At 62.9% G+C, this 16,488-nt stretch carries 20 protein-coding genes; 13 read left to right on the forward strand and 7 right to left on the reverse strand.

Annotated elements, in window-relative coordinates:
- The first annotated feature begins 24 nt into the window (after positions 1-24).
- Positions 25-1,227 (forward strand): DUF2865 domain-containing protein, encoded by a 1,203-nt coding sequence (locus JQ575_RS02620; protein WP_212031874.1) that lies wholly within the window; start codon positions 25-27, stop codon positions 1,225-1,227.
- On the opposite strand, the gene JQ575_RS02625 is transcribed toward JQ575_RS02620, so the two are convergent.
- The 3 genes from JQ575_RS02625 to JQ575_RS02635 are packed head-to-tail and all read right to left on the reverse strand — an operon-like array spanning position 1,228 to position 4,767.
- Positions 1,228-2,979, reverse strand: a complete 1,752-nt coding sequence (locus JQ575_RS02625; RefSeq protein WP_212031735.1) for an NAD+ synthase — start codon at positions 2,977-2,979, stop codon at positions 1,228-1,230.
- A 44-nt stretch (positions 2,980-3,023) separates the two neighbouring features.
- A complete protein-coding gene (locus JQ575_RS02630) occupies positions 3,024-3,377 on the reverse strand; it encodes a diacylglycerol kinase (protein ID WP_212031736.1) in 354 nt (117 codons plus the stop codon).
- Between the two features lies 1 nt (position 3,378).
- Complete coding sequence (locus JQ575_RS02635) at positions 3,379-4,767, reverse strand: class II 3-deoxy-7-phosphoheptulonate synthase (protein ID WP_192740448.1); 1,389 nt, start codon at positions 4,765-4,767, stop codon at positions 3,379-3,381.
- Positions 4,768-4,943: 176 nt separating this feature from the next.
- On the opposite strand from JQ575_RS02635, the gene JQ575_RS02640 reads away from it, so the two are divergent.
- A complete protein-coding gene (locus tag JQ575_RS02640; RefSeq protein ID WP_212031737.1) occupies positions 4,944-5,846 on the forward strand; it encodes an alpha/beta fold hydrolase in 903 nt (300 codons plus the stop codon).
- Positions 5,847-6,747: 901 nt separating this feature from the next.
- On the forward strand, positions 6,748-7,005 hold the full coding sequence (locus JQ575_RS02645; protein WP_212031738.1) for a hypothetical protein: 258 nt from the start codon (positions 6,748-6,750) through the stop codon (positions 7,003-7,005).
- A gap of 94 nt (positions 7,006-7,099) precedes the next feature.
- On the opposite strand, the gene JQ575_RS02650 is transcribed toward JQ575_RS02645, so the two are convergent.
- Positions 7,100-7,468, reverse strand: a complete 369-nt coding sequence (locus tag JQ575_RS02650) for a PilZ domain-containing protein (protein WP_249166406.1) — start codon at positions 7,466-7,468, stop codon at positions 7,100-7,102.
- 226 nt (positions 7,469-7,694) lie between these two features.
- Here JQ575_RS02650 and JQ575_RS02655 point away from each other — a divergent pair, with 226 nt between their 5' ends.
- The 7 genes from JQ575_RS02655 to JQ575_RS02680 all read left to right on the forward strand — a co-directional run bounded on the left by JQ575_RS02655 (position 7,695) and on the right by JQ575_RS02680 (position 10,668).
- Positions 7,695-7,880: a hypothetical protein gene (locus tag JQ575_RS02655; RefSeq protein ID WP_192740453.1), complete on the forward strand. Its 186-nt coding sequence runs from the start codon at positions 7,695-7,697 to the stop codon at positions 7,878-7,880.
- Between the two features lie 78 nt (positions 7,881-7,958).
- The gene (locus JQ575_RS02660; RefSeq protein WP_212031740.1) at positions 7,959-8,186 is read left to right on the forward strand and encodes a hypothetical protein; all 228 of its coding nucleotides are present in this window, start codon (positions 7,959-7,961) and stop codon (positions 8,184-8,186) included.
- A gap of 155 nt (positions 8,187-8,341) precedes the next feature.
- Positions 8,342-8,530: a bacteriocin gene (locus tag JQ575_RS02665; RefSeq protein ID WP_212031741.1), complete on the forward strand. Its 189-nt coding sequence runs from the start codon at positions 8,342-8,344 to the stop codon at positions 8,528-8,530.
- A gap of 152 nt (positions 8,531-8,682) precedes the next feature.
- Entirely contained in the window at positions 8,683-9,012 is a 330-nt protein-coding gene (locus JQ575_RS02670) for a hypothetical protein (RefSeq protein WP_249166387.1), read from the forward strand.
- Between the two features lie 17 nt (positions 9,013-9,029).
- On the forward strand, positions 9,030-9,155 hold the full coding sequence (locus JQ575_RS45585; RefSeq protein WP_283842575.1) for a hypothetical protein: 126 nt from the start codon (positions 9,030-9,032) through the stop codon (positions 9,153-9,155).
- Between the two features lie 663 nt (positions 9,156-9,818).
- Positions 9,819-10,232, forward strand: coding sequence for a cytochrome c family protein (locus JQ575_RS02675; protein ID WP_212031742.1), 414 nt, complete (start codon positions 9,819-9,821; stop codon positions 10,230-10,232).
- Between the two features lie 181 nt (positions 10,233-10,413).
- Positions 10,414-10,668 carry a DUF3551 domain-containing protein gene (locus JQ575_RS02680; RefSeq protein WP_409364757.1) on the forward strand — a complete coding sequence of 85 codons (255 nt, stop codon included), beginning with the start codon at positions 10,414-10,416 and terminating at the stop codon, positions 10,666-10,668.
- 111 nt (positions 10,669-10,779) lie between these two features.
- On the opposite strand, the gene gor is transcribed toward JQ575_RS02680, so the two are convergent.
- Genes gor through rpiA form a run of 3 tightly spaced genes read right to left on the reverse strand, consistent with a single transcriptional unit; the run spans position 10,780 to position 13,496 of the window.
- Positions 10,780-12,168: a glutathione-disulfide reductase gene (gene gor / locus JQ575_RS02685; protein ID WP_212031743.1), complete on the reverse strand. Its 1,389-nt coding sequence runs from the start codon at positions 12,166-12,168 to the stop codon at positions 10,780-10,782.
- A gap of 58 nt (positions 12,169-12,226) precedes the next feature.
- On the reverse strand, positions 12,227-12,772 hold the full coding sequence (locus tag JQ575_RS02690; protein ID WP_212031744.1) for a DUF2059 domain-containing protein: 546 nt from the start codon (positions 12,770-12,772) through the stop codon (positions 12,227-12,229).
- A 25-nt stretch (positions 12,773-12,797) separates the two neighbouring features.
- Positions 12,798-13,496 (reverse strand): ribose-5-phosphate isomerase RpiA, encoded by a 699-nt coding sequence (rpiA, locus tag JQ575_RS02695; protein ID WP_212031745.1) that lies wholly within the window; start codon positions 13,494-13,496, stop codon positions 12,798-12,800.
- Positions 13,497-13,637: 141 nt separating this feature from the next.
- On the opposite strand from rpiA, the gene JQ575_RS02700 reads away from it, so the two are divergent.
- From JQ575_RS02700 to moaA, 3 genes are all read left to right on the forward strand, one after another.
- Entirely contained in the window at positions 13,638-14,324 is a 687-nt protein-coding gene (locus JQ575_RS02700; RefSeq protein ID WP_212031746.1) for an HAD-IA family hydrolase, read from the forward strand.
- 143 nt (positions 14,325-14,467) lie between these two features.
- Entirely contained in the window at positions 14,468-14,929 is a 462-nt protein-coding gene (locus JQ575_RS02705) for a hypothetical protein (protein ID WP_212031747.1), read from the forward strand.
- 225 nt (positions 14,930-15,154) lie between these two features.
- Positions 15,155-16,186, forward strand: a complete 1,032-nt coding sequence (moaA, locus tag JQ575_RS02710; protein WP_212031748.1) for a GTP 3',8-cyclase MoaA — start codon at positions 15,155-15,157, stop codon at positions 16,184-16,186.
- The last annotated feature ends 302 nt before the right edge of the window (positions 16,187-16,488 follow it).

Raw genomic sequence — 16,488 nt, forward strand, 5'->3', positions numbered from 1 at the left:
CGGATTCGTTATCGATGGCTGGACATGCCCCTGACGCTGACTACTCCCTTCTCCCGTTGGATTTTGACCTGCGCCGTGCTGCTTGCTGGCATCGCCGCGACGAATTCGGCTGCGGTCGCACAAGCCGATCCCGCACAATCCAATATGGACGCGCTCGCACAAATGCCTCCCGGAGCCGCGCCGCCTCCACAGCAACAGGGCGCGCAAGGCAACCCGATCTGCATCCGGCTTGAAGGACAATTGGCGGCCGTCGACCGCGGTGCCAGCGGCGGCGATCCCGCCAAGGAAGAGCAGATCCGCCGCTATCAGGAAGCGGCAACCAAACAGCAGGCCGAGCTTGACCGCGTCACCATGCAAGCGAAGCGGATGGGCTGCGAAAGTTCCGGCTTCTTCTCGCTGTTCAACGGCCAGTCGGCGCAGTGCGCGCCGGTCAATAACCAGATCCAGCAGATGCGCGCCAATCTCGAGCAGATGACGACCAGCCTCGAGCGGTTGCGCTCAGGCGGCATCGGCGGCGCCGACCGCGAAAACCAGCGCCGTTCGGTGCTGACGGCGCTGGCGCAGAACAATTGCGGCCCGCAATACGCCGCTGCCGCGCGCAGCGGGGGCAGCTTCATCGACAATCTGTTCGGCAACAACACCATCCCGCCGCCGAGCGCCGATCTCGGCGCGCCATCCGGCACGTTCCGCACGGTCTGCGTCCGCACCTGCGACGGCGCCTATTTCCCGGTTTCGTTCGCCACCTACCAGGCGCGCTTCCAGGACGATGAGAAGACCTGCAAGGCGTTATGCCCGGCAACGGAAGCATCGCTGTTCACCTATCGCAATCCCGGCGAAGACATCAACCAGGCGGTCTCGGTCAGCGGCCAGCCTTACTCGTCACTGCCCAATGCGTTCAAATTCCGCACCGAGTTCAACCCGTCCTGCGCCTGCAAGGCCGCAGGCCAGACCTGGTCGGATGCGCTGAAATCGATCGACGATAAGGCCGCCGCCGAACAGCAGGGCGACATCATCGTCACCGAAGAGAGCGCGAAGAGGATGCAGCAGCGCGCGATGCCTCAGCAGAAGACGGCCCCCGTCGCCAAGAAAGGTACGGCCCCGGCAGGCACGACGGCCGCCGCGCCGGCTCCTGCAACTCCGGCGCCTGCCGCCGAGTCAACCGGCGCGACGGACGAGAAGAAGCCGATCCGCACCGTCGGGCCGACCTTCATCCCGCCGAAACAGTAATTAGCCGTCGAACACATCAGCCGAGGCGCGGCCCGCGCGGGCGACCAGTTTCTCGTCGGGCGCCGGCAATTCCTTGCCATTGTCGCGAAAGCGGTTGGTGATGGGATAGCGGCGGTCGCGGCCGAAATTCTTTTCCGTTACCTTGACGCCCGGCGCGGCCTGGCGGCGCTTGTATTCGGCGATGTTGAGCAGGCGGTCGATCCGCGTCACCACGTCGGCCGGGTAGCCTGCCGCGATGATCGAGGCCAGCGGCTCCTCGCGTTCGACGAGCCGCTCCAGGATGCCGTCGAGTATCTCGTAGGGCGGCAGCGAATCCTGGTCGGTCTGGTTCTCGCGCAATTCCGCGGTCGGCGGGCGGACGATGATGTTGACCGGAATGACCTCGCCCGACGGGCCCAGCGCGCCGTCCGGCTTCCATTCATTGCGCAGGCTCGACAGGCGGAACACTTCGGTCTTGTAGATATCCTTGATCGGATTGAAGCCGCCGTTCATGTCGCCATAGAGCGTGGCGTAGCCGACCGACATTTCCGACTTGTTGCCTGTGGTGACCACCATCGCGCCGGTCTTGTTCGAAATCGCCATCAGCAGCGTGCCCCGGGTGCGCGCCTGCAGGTTTTCCTCGGTGATGTCGCGCGGCAGGCCGGCGAAGGTGCCGGACAGAATCTTCTCGAACCCGTTCACGGCGTCGGCGATCGGCAGCACCTCGTAGCGGAAGCCCAATGCCGTCGCGAGTTTTGCCGCATCGTCGAGTGAGACCTGCGCGGTGAACCGAAACGGCAGCATCACGCCGCGGACACGCTCCGCACCGAGCGCATCGACCGCGATCGCCGCACACAGCGCCGAGTCGATGCCGCCGGAGACGCCGAGCAGTACACCGGGAAAGCCATTCTTGCGGACGTAGTCGCGCAGGCCCAGCACGCACGCCGCGTAATCGCCCTTGTCGCCTTCGATCAGCGGCACCACCGGTCCCTTGCAGTGCCAGCCGTCAGCGCCCTTGGTCCAGACCAGCGTCGTAATGTTCTCCTCGAACGCCGGCATTTGCGTCGCGACGGACAGATCGGCGTTGAGCGCGAACGATGCGCCGTCGAACACCAGTTCATCCTGCCCGCCGATCTGGTTCAGATACACCAGCGGCAATCCGCTCTCGGTGACACGGGCGACCGCGATCGACAGCCGCAGATCGTTCTTGTCGCGCGCATATGGCGAGCCGTTGGGCACCACCAGAATTTCCGCGCCCGTCTCGGCGAGACACTCGACGACGTTTTCATATTCCTCGGACTCCTCGAGCCAGATGTCCTCGCAGATGGGGACCCCGACCCGGACTCCCTTCACCGTCACCGGCCCCGCGGCGGGCCCGCGTGCGAACAGGCGTTTTTCGTCGAACACGCCGTAGTTCGGCAAATTGGCTTTGAACCGCAGAGCCGTGATGCGGCCATCGTCGAGCAGCGCGCAGGCGTTATAGAGCTTGCCGTCCTCGACCCAGGGCGTGCCGATCAGGACAGCCGGGCCGCCGCCTGCGGTCTCGCGCGCCAGCTCCTCGACCGCCGCGCGGCACGCCGCCTGGAACGCCGGTTTCAGCACCAGGTCTTCCGGCGGATAGCCGGTGATGAACAATTCCGGCAGCACCAGCAGATCGGCGCCGTCGGCTTTCGCCTTTTCACGCGCGGCGCGCGCTTTCGCGGCGTTGCCCGGGACATCGCCCACGGTCGGGTTCAACTGCGCCAGCGTAATGGTGAATTTCGGTTCGCTCATACGCCAATGGTGCCCTGCACACGCCGAAACTTCAATCGCCGCCTTTAGAACGCGCCTATGCGTTCGGCGATGGCAAACAGCCAGAACGCGCCGGACATCAACAGCGCCACGCCGACCGCGGCCGATCCCATGTCCTTGACCCGCCCGATCTGCGGATCATGGTCGGTGGTGAGCCGGTCGGCGAGCTTTTCGATCGCGGTGTTGAGGATCTCGACGACGAGGACGAACGCCACCGCCGCGACCAGTTCGACCCGGCGCATCACGCTGGCGCCGATCAGCCAGGCCAGCGGCACCGACAGCGCCAGGGCAAACAGTTCCTCGCGGACGGCCTGCTCCGATCGGATCGCAAAAGCGAGGCCGTTACGCGTATTGATCGTGGCGCGCCAGAGTCGCAGCAAGTCAGAAACCCGCTGCAGCCGGTATCGGTTTGACCTTGCCGGCGCGTTCCTGCTTGAGCAGTTCGGCGATCAGGAAGGCCATGTCGATCGATTGTTCGGCGTTAAGACGGGGATCGCAGACCGTGTGATAGCGGTCGTTGAGGTCCTCGTCGGTGATAGCGCGCGCGCCGCCGATGCACTCGGTGACGTCCTGCCCGGTCATTTCCAGGTGAATGCCGCCGGCATGGGTGCCTTCCGCCTGATGGATGGCGAAGAACGACTTCACTTCGGACAATATCCGGTCGAACGGGCGGGTCTTGTAGCCTGAATTGGAGCTGATGGTGTTGCCGTGCATCGGATCGCACGACCAGACCACGACGCGCCCTTCCCGCTGCACCGCGCGGATCAAGGGCGCCAGATGATCGCCGACCTTGTCGGAGCCAAAGCGATTGATCAGCGTCAGCCGTCCCGGCTCGTTGTCGGGATTGAGGATGTCGATCAGCTTCAGCAGTTCATCGGGCTTGAGCGACGGGCCGCATTTCAGGCCGATCGGGTTCTTGATGCCGCGGAAATATTCGACATGGCCGTGGTCGAGCTGGCGAGTGCGGTCGCCGATCCAGATGAAGTGGCCGGAGGTCGCGTACCAGTCTCCGGTGGTGGAATCGACACGGGTAAAGGCCTGCTCGTAGCCCAGCAGCAGCGCCTCGTGGCTGGTGTAGAAATCGGTGGCGCGCAGCTCGGGGTGGCTTTCGAGATCGAGACCGCAGGCGCGCATGAAATTCAGCGCGTCCGAAATACGATCGGCCAGTTCCTTGTAGCGGCGTGACTGCGGCGAGTCCTTCAGGAATCCCAGCATCCACTGATGCACGCTGCCGAGATTGGCAAAGCCGCCGGTCGCGAACGCGCGCAAGAGATTGAGCGTCGCCGCCGATTGCCGATACGCCATCAACTGGCGCTGCGGATCAGGGATGCGCGCCTCGGGGGTGAACGCAATGTCGTTGATGATGTCGCCGCGATAGCTCGGCAGTTCGACGCCATTGATCTTCTCGGTGTTCGACGAGCGCGGCTTTGCGAATTGCCCGGCGATGCGGCCGACCTTCACGACCGGCAGCGCACCGGCATAGGTGAGAACGACGGCCATCTGCAGCAGCACGCGGAAGAAGTCGCGGATGTTGTTGGCGCCGTGCTCGGCAAAGCTCTCGGCGCAATCGCCGCCCTGCAGCAGGAAGGCTTCGCCGGCGGCGACGCGCGCGAGCGATTTCTTCAGATTGCGGGCCTCGCCGGCGAACACCAGCGGCGGAAATGTCGCGAGCTGCGCCTCGACATCAGCCAACACCTTGGCATCGGGATAATCGGGCACCTGGAGCACCGGTTTGGCGCGCCAGCTATCGGGTGTCCACCGCTCGGACATGACGTTAACTCCTGAGCAAAAACCGCGACTTACAAGCGGTTACGAAGGGCCGGGTTATACACAGGGCGATGGCCAACCGCCATTAGATTTCCACCTTTCCAGTCAAGCCCTTGCAGCAAAAGCCGAATTCGCATTTGTTAGGGCCAAATCGCGAAAAGCGAGGAAGGAAATCGCGGGTGGCCGAGCTGGGGCTGGACGACGTATTCATCGACGATATCACGCTTCCCGCGGCGGATGGCTATCCGCTGGGGGCGACGCTGTTCTTGCCGCGCGGGGCCAAGCGCCACGCCGTGCTGATCAATTCGGCGACCGCGGTCCCCCGCAAGGTCTATCGCGGCTTTGCCGGCTACCTCGCCAGGCGAGGCTGCGCAGTGCTGACCTATGACTACCGCGGCACCGGCGACTCGCGGCAGAAGTCGATGACCGGCTACAACCAGCCGAAATCGCTGGTCGGCTTCAAGGCCTCGATGTCGGACTGGGCCGCGCAGGATGTGACCTCCGCGGTGGCCTGGATGCGCGAGCGCTACAAGGCGCTGCCGTTTGCCTATGTCGGGCACTCCTTTGGCGGCCAGGCGCTGGGCCTGCTGCCCAACAACACGGAGATCTCGCGCGCGCTGTTTATCGCAGCCCAAGCCGGCACCTGGAAACTGATCGCGGTGCCCGAGCGCTATCGCGTCTATGCGATGCTCAATGCCGCGGTCCCCCTCACCCGCGCGTTCGGCTACACGCCGGGCTGGCTCGGGCTCGGCATGGACATGCCGAAGGATGTATTCCTGCAATGGGTCTCCTGGGTGATGAGCCCGCGCTACATGTTCGACGACAAGAATCTGGCGGCCTTGCAAAATTTTCCGAACTACAAAGGCGCGTTGCGTGCGCTGTGCATGTCTGACGATCCCTGGGCGACGCGGCCGGCGGTGGAATTGCTGTGCTCGGGATTTACGGCCGCAAAACCCGAAATCATCACGCTGACGCCAAAGGACACCGGCGCCAGCAAAATCGGCCACTTCGGTTTCTTCCGCCCCGAACATCGCGACACGCTGTGGCGCGGGGCGGCGGAATGGATTGAAGCGGCGGAGTAGCGGGTCACTTTCTCCGTCGTCCCGGCGAACGCCGGGACCCATACCGCGTGATCTCTCGGTGAAGGCTTGGTAGCAGAGACCATCCGCAAAACTTCTTCCTGTGGTTATGGGTCCCCCGATGCGCAATTGCGCATCTGAGCTCAAGGCCGGGACGACAGCGATGTTTGTCGCTGCACCGAGGTCCAAACGCAGCTTCGCAATCTCGCGACGCATTGCGCCCGAGCTTTGCTGGAAACTTCCCGCCCTCTCCAATAAGAGGGCGCAGGGAAGACCGGGTGCGCGCTGCACCCGCGGTCCCGTGTGCGGTTTGCACTAAGTAGGCTGCACACGAGCATACAGGGCAGCGGAGAACACCCGGCCTTCCCTGCGCAATGGCTTTACGGCTTATGCCGTGATCTCCCCGGAGACGAGTTCTTGGTTGACTCCGTCGCGGCCGGTTCAGCTCACGCTTCTCCGACAGCTTGACGCCTGCAACGGGCGCCAGGACCACACGGTTTTGCCGTACGCTTAGTCCGCGCCGTCGTCTCAGCGCAAACAAGCGTCCACCGCAACCCGCCCAACGTCCGTGACGACGGCCGACGCCCTCTGAGTGGGACGGGATGGGCAAACACATACCCTCGATTTCACTTCCGGTAAACAGAAATATTTTTTATTTTAGGGCTTGACATTGATTCTGTAAATCAGAAGTGAGCTGCCCGTCGAGACTGGTTTTGGCGCTGGAACGTGATGAGCATCACAGCCGACCACAACACAAACGCGAAGCGTTTTGCGCAAGAGATAAACATCCGTTCATCAACCTTGCCGGCAGATTATTCCTTCATCCTGGAAACATTCATTCGGGAAAAAGTGGAACATGCGTGCTCACCGCGCATTTAATGCCGATAGCCAGGAGGAGAACACGATGTTCAAGAAATCCCTGATCGTCGCGGCGTCGCTCGCGTTGGCTTCGTCCGCCTTTGCGCAAACCGGAACCAAATCACCTGGCGCATCGGATAGCTCACCGGGCCATCAGATGCAGAGTGCCAAGAAATCAACGGCTCCGGGTGCGTCGGAATACGCGCCGGGTCACAAGATGAAGGCTGCCAAGAAGTCGACGGCACCGGGCGCATCGGAACACGCGCCGGGGCAGACCACGGGCAGCGCCACCAAGAAGAAATAGGCTCGCTCGCGAGAGCGACGCGACGCGGAGGCCCGGCACCCGGAGTGTCGGGCCTTCGTTTTGCACATGGCAAGATTCAGGTCCGCAAGGCGGGTCAGGCTTCCGCCTTCACGCGCTGAGCTGTGTCGAACAGGTCGGCCTGCGCATGAGGCTCTACGGTAGAAAGGTCGTTGATCGGCCCTGTGACTGTTTTGCCGGTGCTCAAAAACTTCACGCCGTAGGTCTTGCCGCGGCGCCAGACGACTTCGCAGGACTGGTGCTTTGGGCGATCGCGCACCAGCGCCAATCCGAACTTGTCGCGGACGTCGATCGCGACATCGGTCACGATCCTGGCGCCGCCGGGCGATACATCGAGCACGAAGCATTCGCGGTTGGTGAGGCCATCGTCCATCGTCATCCAGGCCGGCTGCTTGTGCAGCTGCCGGCGCGGTTCGCGCACAACCTTTGTCTTCAGTGCATCCATCGTCACGGGTGACCATCCGTTGCGGATCAGCAAACCACCAACTTGAAGCCAGGGCCGTAAGGTTCCCTTAGCGCTTTAGCGGCGCATTGAATCGAACTTTACGGATTTGCAGCCGTGCGCCATCGGGGTGGCCGGCATTGTGACGTCGGTCACGGTGGCGGACCGGCCGCTGTGGTTCTTCCATCACCATCGCAAGTGGCTTTGCCACCCATCAATGGAGACGGACATGAACACCGACAATCGCGAACTCAACGCAATCGAACTCGACGCCGCGAGCGGCGGCATGAAGTGGACGCCCGGCACCAAGAACCCCGACGTGATCGACGCCCGCGGCGGTCAGTTCTCGTTCCTCGGATTGACCTTCACCTTGGACGTCAGAGGCAACATCAGCAGCGTCGGCCCGAGGCCGTAACCCCGGCGCGGCGCGGCGTGGATGCCCACGCTGCCGCCGCGTTGCGGAACCGATAGTACCTGAGGGAGTTTTATTTCCATGACCGAACCATTGCCATTGCTGATGGAAAATTCGATCCAGATCGCCTGGGATTATCTCGAGGGGACCGGCGAACTCGGCGATCCCGAAGTCGCGGCGCGCTTCCTGACGGATGCCGTCGAGACCCTGATCCGGCGTGGCGAAACGCGAAAGCTGATGCTCGCGAACCGGGCTATCGACGCCTACAAGCGGTTCAAAGAAGAGCGCCTGTTGTCGCTGGTCTCCTGAACCCACTGCCGACAGTAGCCCGCATGAGCAACACGCGCGGGCTGCTCTGGCTTTCCCTGTGTGATTCAGCGCACGGTTGATTTTCAGCACGACGGCTAGTCTGCCTGCATGACGCGCGATCTCCGCGCGTCCTTCGGACACAACGGAGCGGGACCATGACCAACGAAATTCGCGAACTGAATCTGAACGAGCTTGCGTCCATCAGCGGCGGCACAGATCCCCTTCGCCTCCTGGCTACGGTGTCGCATTTGCAGGCCAGCAACGCGAACGACGCGTTGGCCGGTGCGCTGGCCGGCGCCCTGGGCGGCGCGGGAGCAAAAGGCCCGTCGCGCAAGATTGGCTGACAGCAGGTAGCCCGCACGAGCCGCGCGCCCGGCTGTCGCGTTGCTCATCCGGGCTGCCCCTACGGCGACAAATTAGACGAAGGTGTTGTCGCCGCCGTGGAACCAACGCTTCGATTCAAACTTGAATCTGCGTTCCGCGGAGTGCCAAGACCATGACTGGAATGCCGTTAACCGTGCCCTATGGCGCCGATCAAACGCTCTATCTGGTGATGGATACGTTCGGTCCGAGGGATTTGCAGCTTCAGAATCCGATCGAGCGCCCCGATCTCGATTCCGTGATCAACGACCTGATGCTGGCGCGCTTCAACAACCCGGTCGGAATCTATGCCTTCAACACGCTCGAACACTGGACCGCCGACATCTCCAAAAATGTCGCAGAGGAAATCCAGTGCCGCTGTGATATTGAGGGAGCTCCGGTGCCGGCGCATCTCGAAGACTTTGTTGCGAACAGCCTGAACAGCGTTCGGACCCGGAAGCCCTAGATGGATTGGAAGCACCAATGAATTGGGTTTACTGGAATACGTTCTGGTCGCTGGTCGTCAGCTCGATCTGGTTCATGACCATCGTCTCGCATCCCGACTCCGTCGTCGTCGACCGGCATCCCTCCAAGCCGCCCGCGCGTTAAGCGCACGAAATAGGCGCTGCCCAAAAAAGCAGCCGCTTCACTCCCCCGCGGAATCCCGGGAGGTCGAGTGCCTCGACCACCCCCAGGGGATCGCTGAGCCATTGCGCCCAGCGCCCGGACGCTTCCTCGCGCCGCACCGCGCGGGCGAAGTAGCGGCCGCTGCTGAAACCAGAGTCCTTTCTTTGCGGGGCCGGTTTCGACCGGAAGACTGCTTGTACGTCCCCGAACGCCTGACTGCGTTTAGGGATTGCAGGCCGGCAACGGCAAAGCGTCGATGCAGGGAAACGCAATGACACCGTAGTGATACGGAAGACAAATCACCCGCAAATCATTTATGCACGTACCATGGAAATCGCCCTCACCGTCATGCTCGCCTTCGTCGGCATCGCCTCCTGCGCGGTCGTGATGATCAGGATGTGGGGCCCGGAGGCATTGGCTTTCCGGAGAAGGTCGTCGCGGGATACGAAGTAGCTCGCACGCTGGTCAGGCGATGCGCGCGCCGACGCTCCAGGAATGAAGCGTACGGCGCCTCCCCCTTTGAAGTGCAACCCGCCACCTTGTGATCGTCGAATTTCATCAGGCCGTGAGCCGCCGATTGCTTCACGGCCAGGGAAACCTTCGCTGCCTCGCGCGTTTGTTCGCAGGGAATACGGAGGACGGCTGATGCGAAGCCTGGTTCCAGCCATGATTCCAGCCTTGAGCGGGATGGCGTGCCTGATGTTGTCGTCGTCAGCCGCATCGCAAGCACAGGCGCAAGGCGCGGATGCTGCCGCCGGTCAACAGGCGTTCAACAATGCGTGCCGGACCTGCCACACCGTCAAGGAGGGCGATAACCGGCAAGGCCCAAATCTGCACAAAATTATCGGGCGGAAGGCAGGATCGCTGCCGGACTACGGCTATTCCAGCGCCATGAAGGAAGCAGGCTTCGCCTGGGACGCCGACAAGCTCGAGCGTTTCATGGCTAACGCCGATGCGGTCGTGCCCGGCAACACTATGAAGCCGTATGGCGGTCTCGCATCGGCGGACGAGCGGGCAAAGATCATTGCTTACTTGCAGTCGGGCACGGCCGGTCAATAACAGGCTGAAGGTTTCCGGATTTCGCTGCGCTCATCCGGGCTACGCACTGATGCGCGCTCGCTTCACGTGCGTATCGGGAATACATTGACCTGGATCAACATTGCCGGCGGTCCAAGTGTACCGGTGTTGTGCCGACTTCGAGGAAACTCCAATGCGCACTTTGGCTTTGACGATTATGACAATGAGTATCGTCCTGGCAGGCGGGCAAGCCCGGGCTCAGACATATGGCCCTGGTTTTTACGGTCCCCAGGCTTATGAGAGCGTTCGGAATAGCTACTGCCTGCAAGGCCGCGTATGGGGCTATCCGGGGAATTGCCAATTTTCCAGCTACGCCCAATGCATGGCCACCGCTAATGGTACCGACGCCTATTGCGGGATCAATCCGCACTACGCCTTCGCACTCCAGCGGCGCGGCGACTATCGACCCCGATACTGAGCGGCCGTGAAGCAATGTCGCTGCAGTAGCGGATGTCTCGTCGACAGCATCGTTCTCGGGGCGCGCGGACCGTTGGCCGGATCATGGGCGCTCATACGGGCGACGCGCGCCCTACTCCGCCGCCGCTTCCCGCACATAACGCGCCGTCGGCGTCCGCATCGTCACCAGTTCTTCGGCCGCGGTCGGATGCAGCGCGATGGTGGCGTCGAAATCGGCCTTGGTCGCTTTCATCTTCACGGCGATGCCGACGGCCTGCGTGATCTCGGCGGCGGCTTCGCCGACGATGTGGCAGCCGAGCACACGGTCGGTTAAGCCGTCGACCACGAGCTTCATCAGGACGCGGGTGTCGCGGCCGGACATCGTCGCCTTGATGGGGCGGAAATCGGTCTTGTAGATATCGACGTGGCTGAACTGCGCGCGGGCTTCGGCTTCGGTGAGGCCCACGGTGCCGACTTCGGGCTGCGAGAACACCGCGGTCGGGATGGTGGCGTGATCGACCTGCACCGCCCGCTTGCCGAACACGGTGTCGGCGAAAGCATGGCCCTCGCGGATCGCCACCGGCGTCAAATTGATACGGTGGGTGACGTCGCCGATGGCGTAGATGTTCGGTACGGACGTTTTCGACCAGGCGTCGACGGCGATGCCGCCGTTCTTCGGATTGATGGCGACGCCAGCGGTCTCCAGCCCGAGATTGGCGACGTTGGGATGGCGGCCGATCGCGAACATCACCTGGTCCGAGGCGATGCTCGATCCGCTGGAGAGGTGCGTGGTGAATTCCTTGCCGTGTTTTTCGATTTTCGCGATGGTGCAGCCGGTGATGATGTTGATGCCCTGCTTCTCCATCTCCGCGCGCACATGCTTGCGCACGTCCTCGTCGAAACCGCGCAAAATGTTGTCGCCGCGATAGATCACGGTGACGTCGGCGCCGTAGCCTTTGAAGATGCCGGCGAATTCGAGCGCGATATAGCCGCCACCCTGGATCACGATGCGCCGGGGCAACTCGGTGAGGTGAAACGCCTCGTCCGAGGAGATCACGTGCTCGATGCCGGGAATTTCGGCGCCATGGTTGGGCCGGCCGCCGGTCGCGATCAGAATGGTTTGCGCGGTGACGCGCTTGCCGTCGGACAGACGCAGCGTGTGGGCGTCTTCCAGCACCGCGCGGGCCTTCACCACCTGTGCGCCTGACTTTTCGACGTTGGTCGTGTAGATGCCCTCGAGCCGCGCGATCTCCCTGTCCTTGTTGGCGACCAGCGTCTTCCAGTCGAAGGAGACTTCCGGGATGGTCCAGCCGAAGCCGGCGGCGTCCTCGATCTCGTGACGGACATGCGAGCCGATCACGAACAGCTTTTTCGGCACGCAGCCGCGGATCACGCAGGTGCCGCCCATCCGGTATTCTTCGGCGACCATCACTTTGGCGCCGTAGCCGGCCGCGATGCGCGCGGCGCGGACGCCGCCCGAACCGCCACCGATGACAAACAGATCGACGTCGTATTCAGCCATGGTCAGCCCTTGTCGTTTCTCCCTCGCCCGCAAGCGGGGCGAGGCAGAAACAAGTGGATCAGATTTCCTTGCCGCGCTTCCTCATCTCGGTGCGAAACTGGCCGTTGATCACCTCGGCAAAGGACTGCGCCCAATCGTTCATATAGGCCATGCTGCCCGAGATCGCCCTCGGTTCGTTCAGAATCAGTTTCTGGCCGAGCGGCGATTTGTAGAATGTCACCAGATCCTTCAATTCCTGCTCGGTGAATTCGTTGGCGTAGATCTGCGCCATGCCGTCGCCGATTTCCTTTTCGCGGCCGGTCAGATTCTTGGCGACGATCACCGCGACCTCGTTGAGGTCCTTCTGGTAGTTGAGGTTGGCCCCGAGCAGCACGTTCTTGGTCTTCTCGACGAGGCTGGGAATGGCGTTGGCGTACATCGCGACCGCGTTCTTCATGGTCAGAATTTCCTTGGCCGCGGCGATTGCGGCGGGCGACACCGGCTTGCCCGGTACAGTCACAGTGGCCGCAGGGCCGTTTTTCTGCTGCGCCATGGCCGGCGCTCCGATCAGCGCCAGCGCCACCGCGAGACCCGCAGCCGACAAACTTCCCGAAAAACTCTTCATTCCAATTCTCCTCAAAGATTCGGCGCTATCGCCGCTCAACTACGCGAATTCCCTGTGCGCCGGCCAGCACGGCCGTGCGGGCCAGGCCAATGAACAGACCGTGTTCGACGACGCCCGGGATCACGCTCAACATGCCTGCCAGACTCGGCGCATCCGGTATTTTCCCAAGATGGGCATCCACAATCCAGTGGCCGCCATCGGTGACAAAAACGTGGCCGTCTTTGGCTTTCCGGACCTCCATTTGCCCGGAAACGCCGCTTTGCGCAAATGCTGACACGATCGCCCGCTGCGTTGCCGCAAGCCCGAACGGGATAACCTCGACAGGCAGGGGGAAGCGGCCGAGAACATCGACCCACTTGCTGTCGTCGGCGATCACGATCATGCGATCGGAGGCCGCCGCGACGATCTTCTCCCGTAGCAGCGCACCGCCGCCGCCCTTGATGAGATTGAGCGCGCCGTCGCACTCGTCGGCGCCGTCGACGGTGAGATCGAGGTGGTCGATCTCGTCGAGCGTGGTCAGCGGCACGCCGCAGGCCTGCGCCTGTGCGCGGGTCGCCTCGGAGGTCGGCACACCGATCACGCGCATGCCCTTCGCGACCTTCTCGCCGAGCAGGTCGACAAAGTGCTTGGCGGTCGAGCCGGTGCCGAGCCCGAGCTTCATGCCGTCCTGTACATGCTCCAGCGCGCGCGCCGCCGCCTGTCGTTTCAATGCGTCCATGTCCACGAGGATATGCCCTTTGAAGATCCGCCGGTCTGGCGGCGCATATCTAGCGTCGTTTGCCGGGCAGGAACAGCGCAAACGAGGGCTAAATCGGCCCTATCGACCCACTTGCATCATCACGCCCGGGCCGGTAGCGAATGACAAATGACAGCTCCCCGCACCCTCGTATTCGATCTCGACGGCACGCTCGTCGAAACCGCGCCCGACCTGATTGGTGCGCTCAACTTCGTGCTGGACCGCGAAGGCCTGGCGCCTGTTCCACTCGCGAAGGCGCGCAACATGATCGGCGCCGGCGCGCGCAAGCTGATCGAGCGCGGCCTCGAGCTCGAGGACCGCTCCGTGAGCGTGGATGAGCTCAACCGGCTGACCAAGGATTTCGTCGCCTATTATGCGGAACATATCGCCGATGAATCGCGCCCTTTCGAAGGGCTGGAAGCGGCGCTGGATGAACTGGAAGGGCAAGGCTTTCGCTTTGCGGTCTGCACCAACAAACTGGAATGGCTGTCAAAACTGCTGCTCGACAAGCTCGACCTCAGCAAGCGGTTCGCCGCTATCTGCGGCGCGGACACGTTTGGCGTCTCAAAGCCCGATCCGGTGATCCTGCAGCAGACGCTGGCCCGGGCCGGCGCGCAGCTCGCCGGCGCCATCATGGTCGGCGATGCCGGTCCAGATATCGGCGTGGCCCGGCGCGCGGGCATTCCGGTGATCGGGGTCGAATTCGGCTACACCGACGTGCCGATTGCCGAGCTGAAGCCGGACCGGCTGATCGGCCATTTTCGCGAACTGCCGGCGGCGGTGAACAGCCTGATTGGCGCTGCCACATCCATATAACATATTGATTTATATATGTTATATTTATCCCTCCTTGCCGGCGTTAACCATCCTTTGGTGAATCTGCACGGTGCGGTTGCGGCCCTGTTTTCACGCTCCTATGGTGCGGATCGGGGATTGTGGCTGATCGCCGCAGGTGAGTGATGATCATAGGTCGAGTGTTCGCGATTGCCGTTGCCGGAGCCTCTCTGGCCGGCTGTTCCTCGTTTTCCATGGATTCCTTCAAGCCGACGCCACCGCCGATCCAGCTCCAGCTGGAGTCGGTGCCACCAGGCGCGGATGCCACCACCTCGGTCGGACCGGGCTGCAAGACCCCCTGCTCGGTTGCGGTCGCCGCCCCCGATTCCGGCTTTACGGTCACCTTCGCGATGCCGAGGTTCCAGCCGGTCACGGTTCCCGTTCAGTTGATCCGCGACCCCGGCGACTTCACGACGCCGGCCTCCACCACGGTCGATCCCAATCCCGTGGTCGCCGAGCTGAAGCCCGCCGGGCCGCCGCCTCGCAAAATGCGGCCGAAGAAGAAGCCGAAGCCTACGGCAGCCGCGCCCGCCGCCGCCTCCCCGTTCCCGAGCAACGCCGCGCCGGCGGCGCAGCCGGCCCGCTGATCGGCTCCGCACCGGAAAGCTGCAGATTGTAGCCGTCCAGCTTCGTGCCTATATCCCGGCTCTGATTGAAGATCAGAACCGGGCTATAAGTCTTTCGTTTTAACGTGCTTTCTTCACGCGAAACGGTATCCACTTCGCTCGAAAGCGCTATAGGATGATGGGTGACAGACGTAGTGGCGGTTCCGCCGCTCGCGGTGCGCAGGCAGGGTTTGCAAGGCAGTTTGGATGAGCGGATTGTCGACTTCTCCCGATCAGTTGTTCTCTCCGATGACCGATCCGTTCGGGCGGACCATCCGCTATCTGCGGGTCTCCGTCACCGATCGCTGCGACCTGCGCTGCTTCTATTGCATGTCCGAGGACATGACGTTCCTGCCGAAAGCCGATTTGCTGACGCTGGAAGAGCTCGACCGGCTGTGCTCGGCCTTCGTCGCCAAGGGCGTGCGCAAAATCCGCCTCACCGGCGGCGAGCCGCTGGTCCGGCGCAACGTGATGTCGCTGGTGCGCTCGCTGTCGCGGCATCTTTCGAGCGGCGCGCTCGATGAGTTGACGCTGACCACCAATGGCTCGCAGCTGGCGCGCTTTGCCGGCGAGTTGCGCGATGCCGGCGTGCGCCGGATCAACGTCTCGCTGGACACGCTCGATCCCGCCAAGTTCCGCGCCATCACGCGCTGGGGAGACATCGACAAGGTGCTGGCCGGCATTGAAGCCGCGCGCGCGGCCGGCCTTGCGGTGAAGATCAACGCGGTGGCGCTGAAGAACATGAACGAGGAGGAGATCCCCTCGCTGATGCAATGGGCGCACGACAAGGGCATGGCGCTGACGCTGATCGAAGTGATGCCGATGGGCGATATCGGCGAAGGCCGGATCGATCAGTACGTGCCGCTGTCATTGTTGCGCGCGCGTCTCGCCCAGCACTACACGCTGACCGATCTCGACGACGACACCGGCGGCCCTGCCCGCTATGTCCGCGTCAGCGAGACCGGCGGCAAGCTCGGCTTCATCACGCCGATGACCCATAATTTCTGCGAGACCTGTAACCGGGTACGGATCACCTGCACCGGCACGCTGCACACCTGCCTCGGTCACGAGGATGCCTCCGATTTGCGCAAACCGTTGCGGGCATCTGCCGACAACGACCTGCTCTCCGCCGCGATCGATCGCGCCATCGGCCTGAAGCCGAAGGGCCACGACTTCATCATCGACCGCCGCCATAACCGCCCAAGCGTCAGCCGCCACATGAGCGTCACCGGCGGTTGAAATTTCAGCGTGTATTTCGGCCTTCCCGCGCAACCAAGCGCGTCCTCCCCACGTAACTGATAGCCCGCGTCAATCTGTCCATTTTCCGATTGACGCCGCCACAACGCACTGAAATGGTGCGGCTGCTTTACGCCAGCACGGCCGGATGGGCCGCTGTTTCCCCATGGAACAGCCAAGACGGCGGAAGCATGCGAACGGGGGAGGACTATCGTTGCAATCGCTCCAGCGAAAGGGCTGCGAACCTGCGCGTTTTTCGCGCCGGAACGAAGCTGCGCGTTTGCCGCGCGGCAGCGGCTCTGCGC

Origin of the sequence: Bradyrhizobium sp. JYMT SZCCT0428, from assembly GCF_018131075.1 — a bacterium.
Classification (GTDB): Bacteria; Pseudomonadota; Alphaproteobacteria; order Rhizobiales; family Xanthobacteraceae; genus Bradyrhizobium.

Bases quoted from the DNA above. Each gene is read 5' to 3' on its own strand.
- JQ575_RS02620 (WP_212031874.1), top strand. From the start codon at position 25: ATGCCCCTGACGCTGACTACTCCCTTCTCCCGTTGGATTTTGACCTGC.
- JQ575_RS02625 (WP_212031735.1), bottom strand. From the start codon at position 2,979: ATGAGCGAACCGAAATTCACCATTACGCTGGCGCAGTTGAACCCGACC.
- JQ575_RS02635 (WP_192740448.1), bottom strand. From the start codon at position 4,767: ATGTCCGAGCGGTGGACACCCGATAGCTGGCGCGCCAAACCGGTGCTC.
- JQ575_RS02645 (WP_212031738.1), top strand. From the start codon at position 6,748: ATGTTCAAGAAATCCCTGATCGTCGCGGCGTCGCTCGCGTTGGCTTCG.
- JQ575_RS02650 (WP_249166406.1), bottom strand. From the start codon at position 7,468: ATGGATGCACTGAAGACAAAGGTTGTGCGCGAACCGCGCCGGCAGCTG.
- JQ575_RS02655 (WP_192740453.1), top strand. From the start codon at position 7,695: ATGAACACCGACAATCGCGAACTCAACGCAATCGAACTCGACGCCGCG.
- JQ575_RS02660 (WP_212031740.1), top strand. From the start codon at position 7,959: ATGACCGAACCATTGCCATTGCTGATGGAAAATTCGATCCAGATCGCC.
- JQ575_RS02665 (WP_212031741.1), top strand. From the start codon at position 8,342: ATGACCAACGAAATTCGCGAACTGAATCTGAACGAGCTTGCGTCCATC.
- JQ575_RS02670 (WP_249166387.1), top strand. From the start codon at position 8,683: ATGACTGGAATGCCGTTAACCGTGCCCTATGGCGCCGATCAAACGCTC.
- JQ575_RS45585 (WP_283842575.1), top strand. From the start codon at position 9,030: ATGAATTGGGTTTACTGGAATACGTTCTGGTCGCTGGTCGTCAGCTCG.
- JQ575_RS02675 (WP_212031742.1), top strand. From the start codon at position 9,819: ATGCGAAGCCTGGTTCCAGCCATGATTCCAGCCTTGAGCGGGATGGCG.
- JQ575_RS02680 (WP_409364757.1), top strand. From the start codon at position 10,414: ATGAGTATCGTCCTGGCAGGCGGGCAAGCCCGGGCTCAGACATATGGC.
- gor (WP_212031743.1), bottom strand. From the start codon at position 12,168: ATGGCTGAATACGACGTCGATCTGTTTGTCATCGGTGGCGGTTCGGGC.
- JQ575_RS02690 (WP_212031744.1), bottom strand. From the start codon at position 12,772: ATGAAGAGTTTTTCGGGAAGTTTGTCGGCTGCGGGTCTCGCGGTGGCG.
- JQ575_RS02700 (WP_212031746.1), top strand. From the start codon at position 13,638: ATGACAGCTCCCCGCACCCTCGTATTCGATCTCGACGGCACGCTCGTC.
- JQ575_RS02705 (WP_212031747.1), top strand. From the start codon at position 14,468: ATGATCATAGGTCGAGTGTTCGCGATTGCCGTTGCCGGAGCCTCTCTG.
- moaA (WP_212031748.1), top strand. From the start codon at position 15,155: ATGAGCGGATTGTCGACTTCTCCCGATCAGTTGTTCTCTCCGATGACC.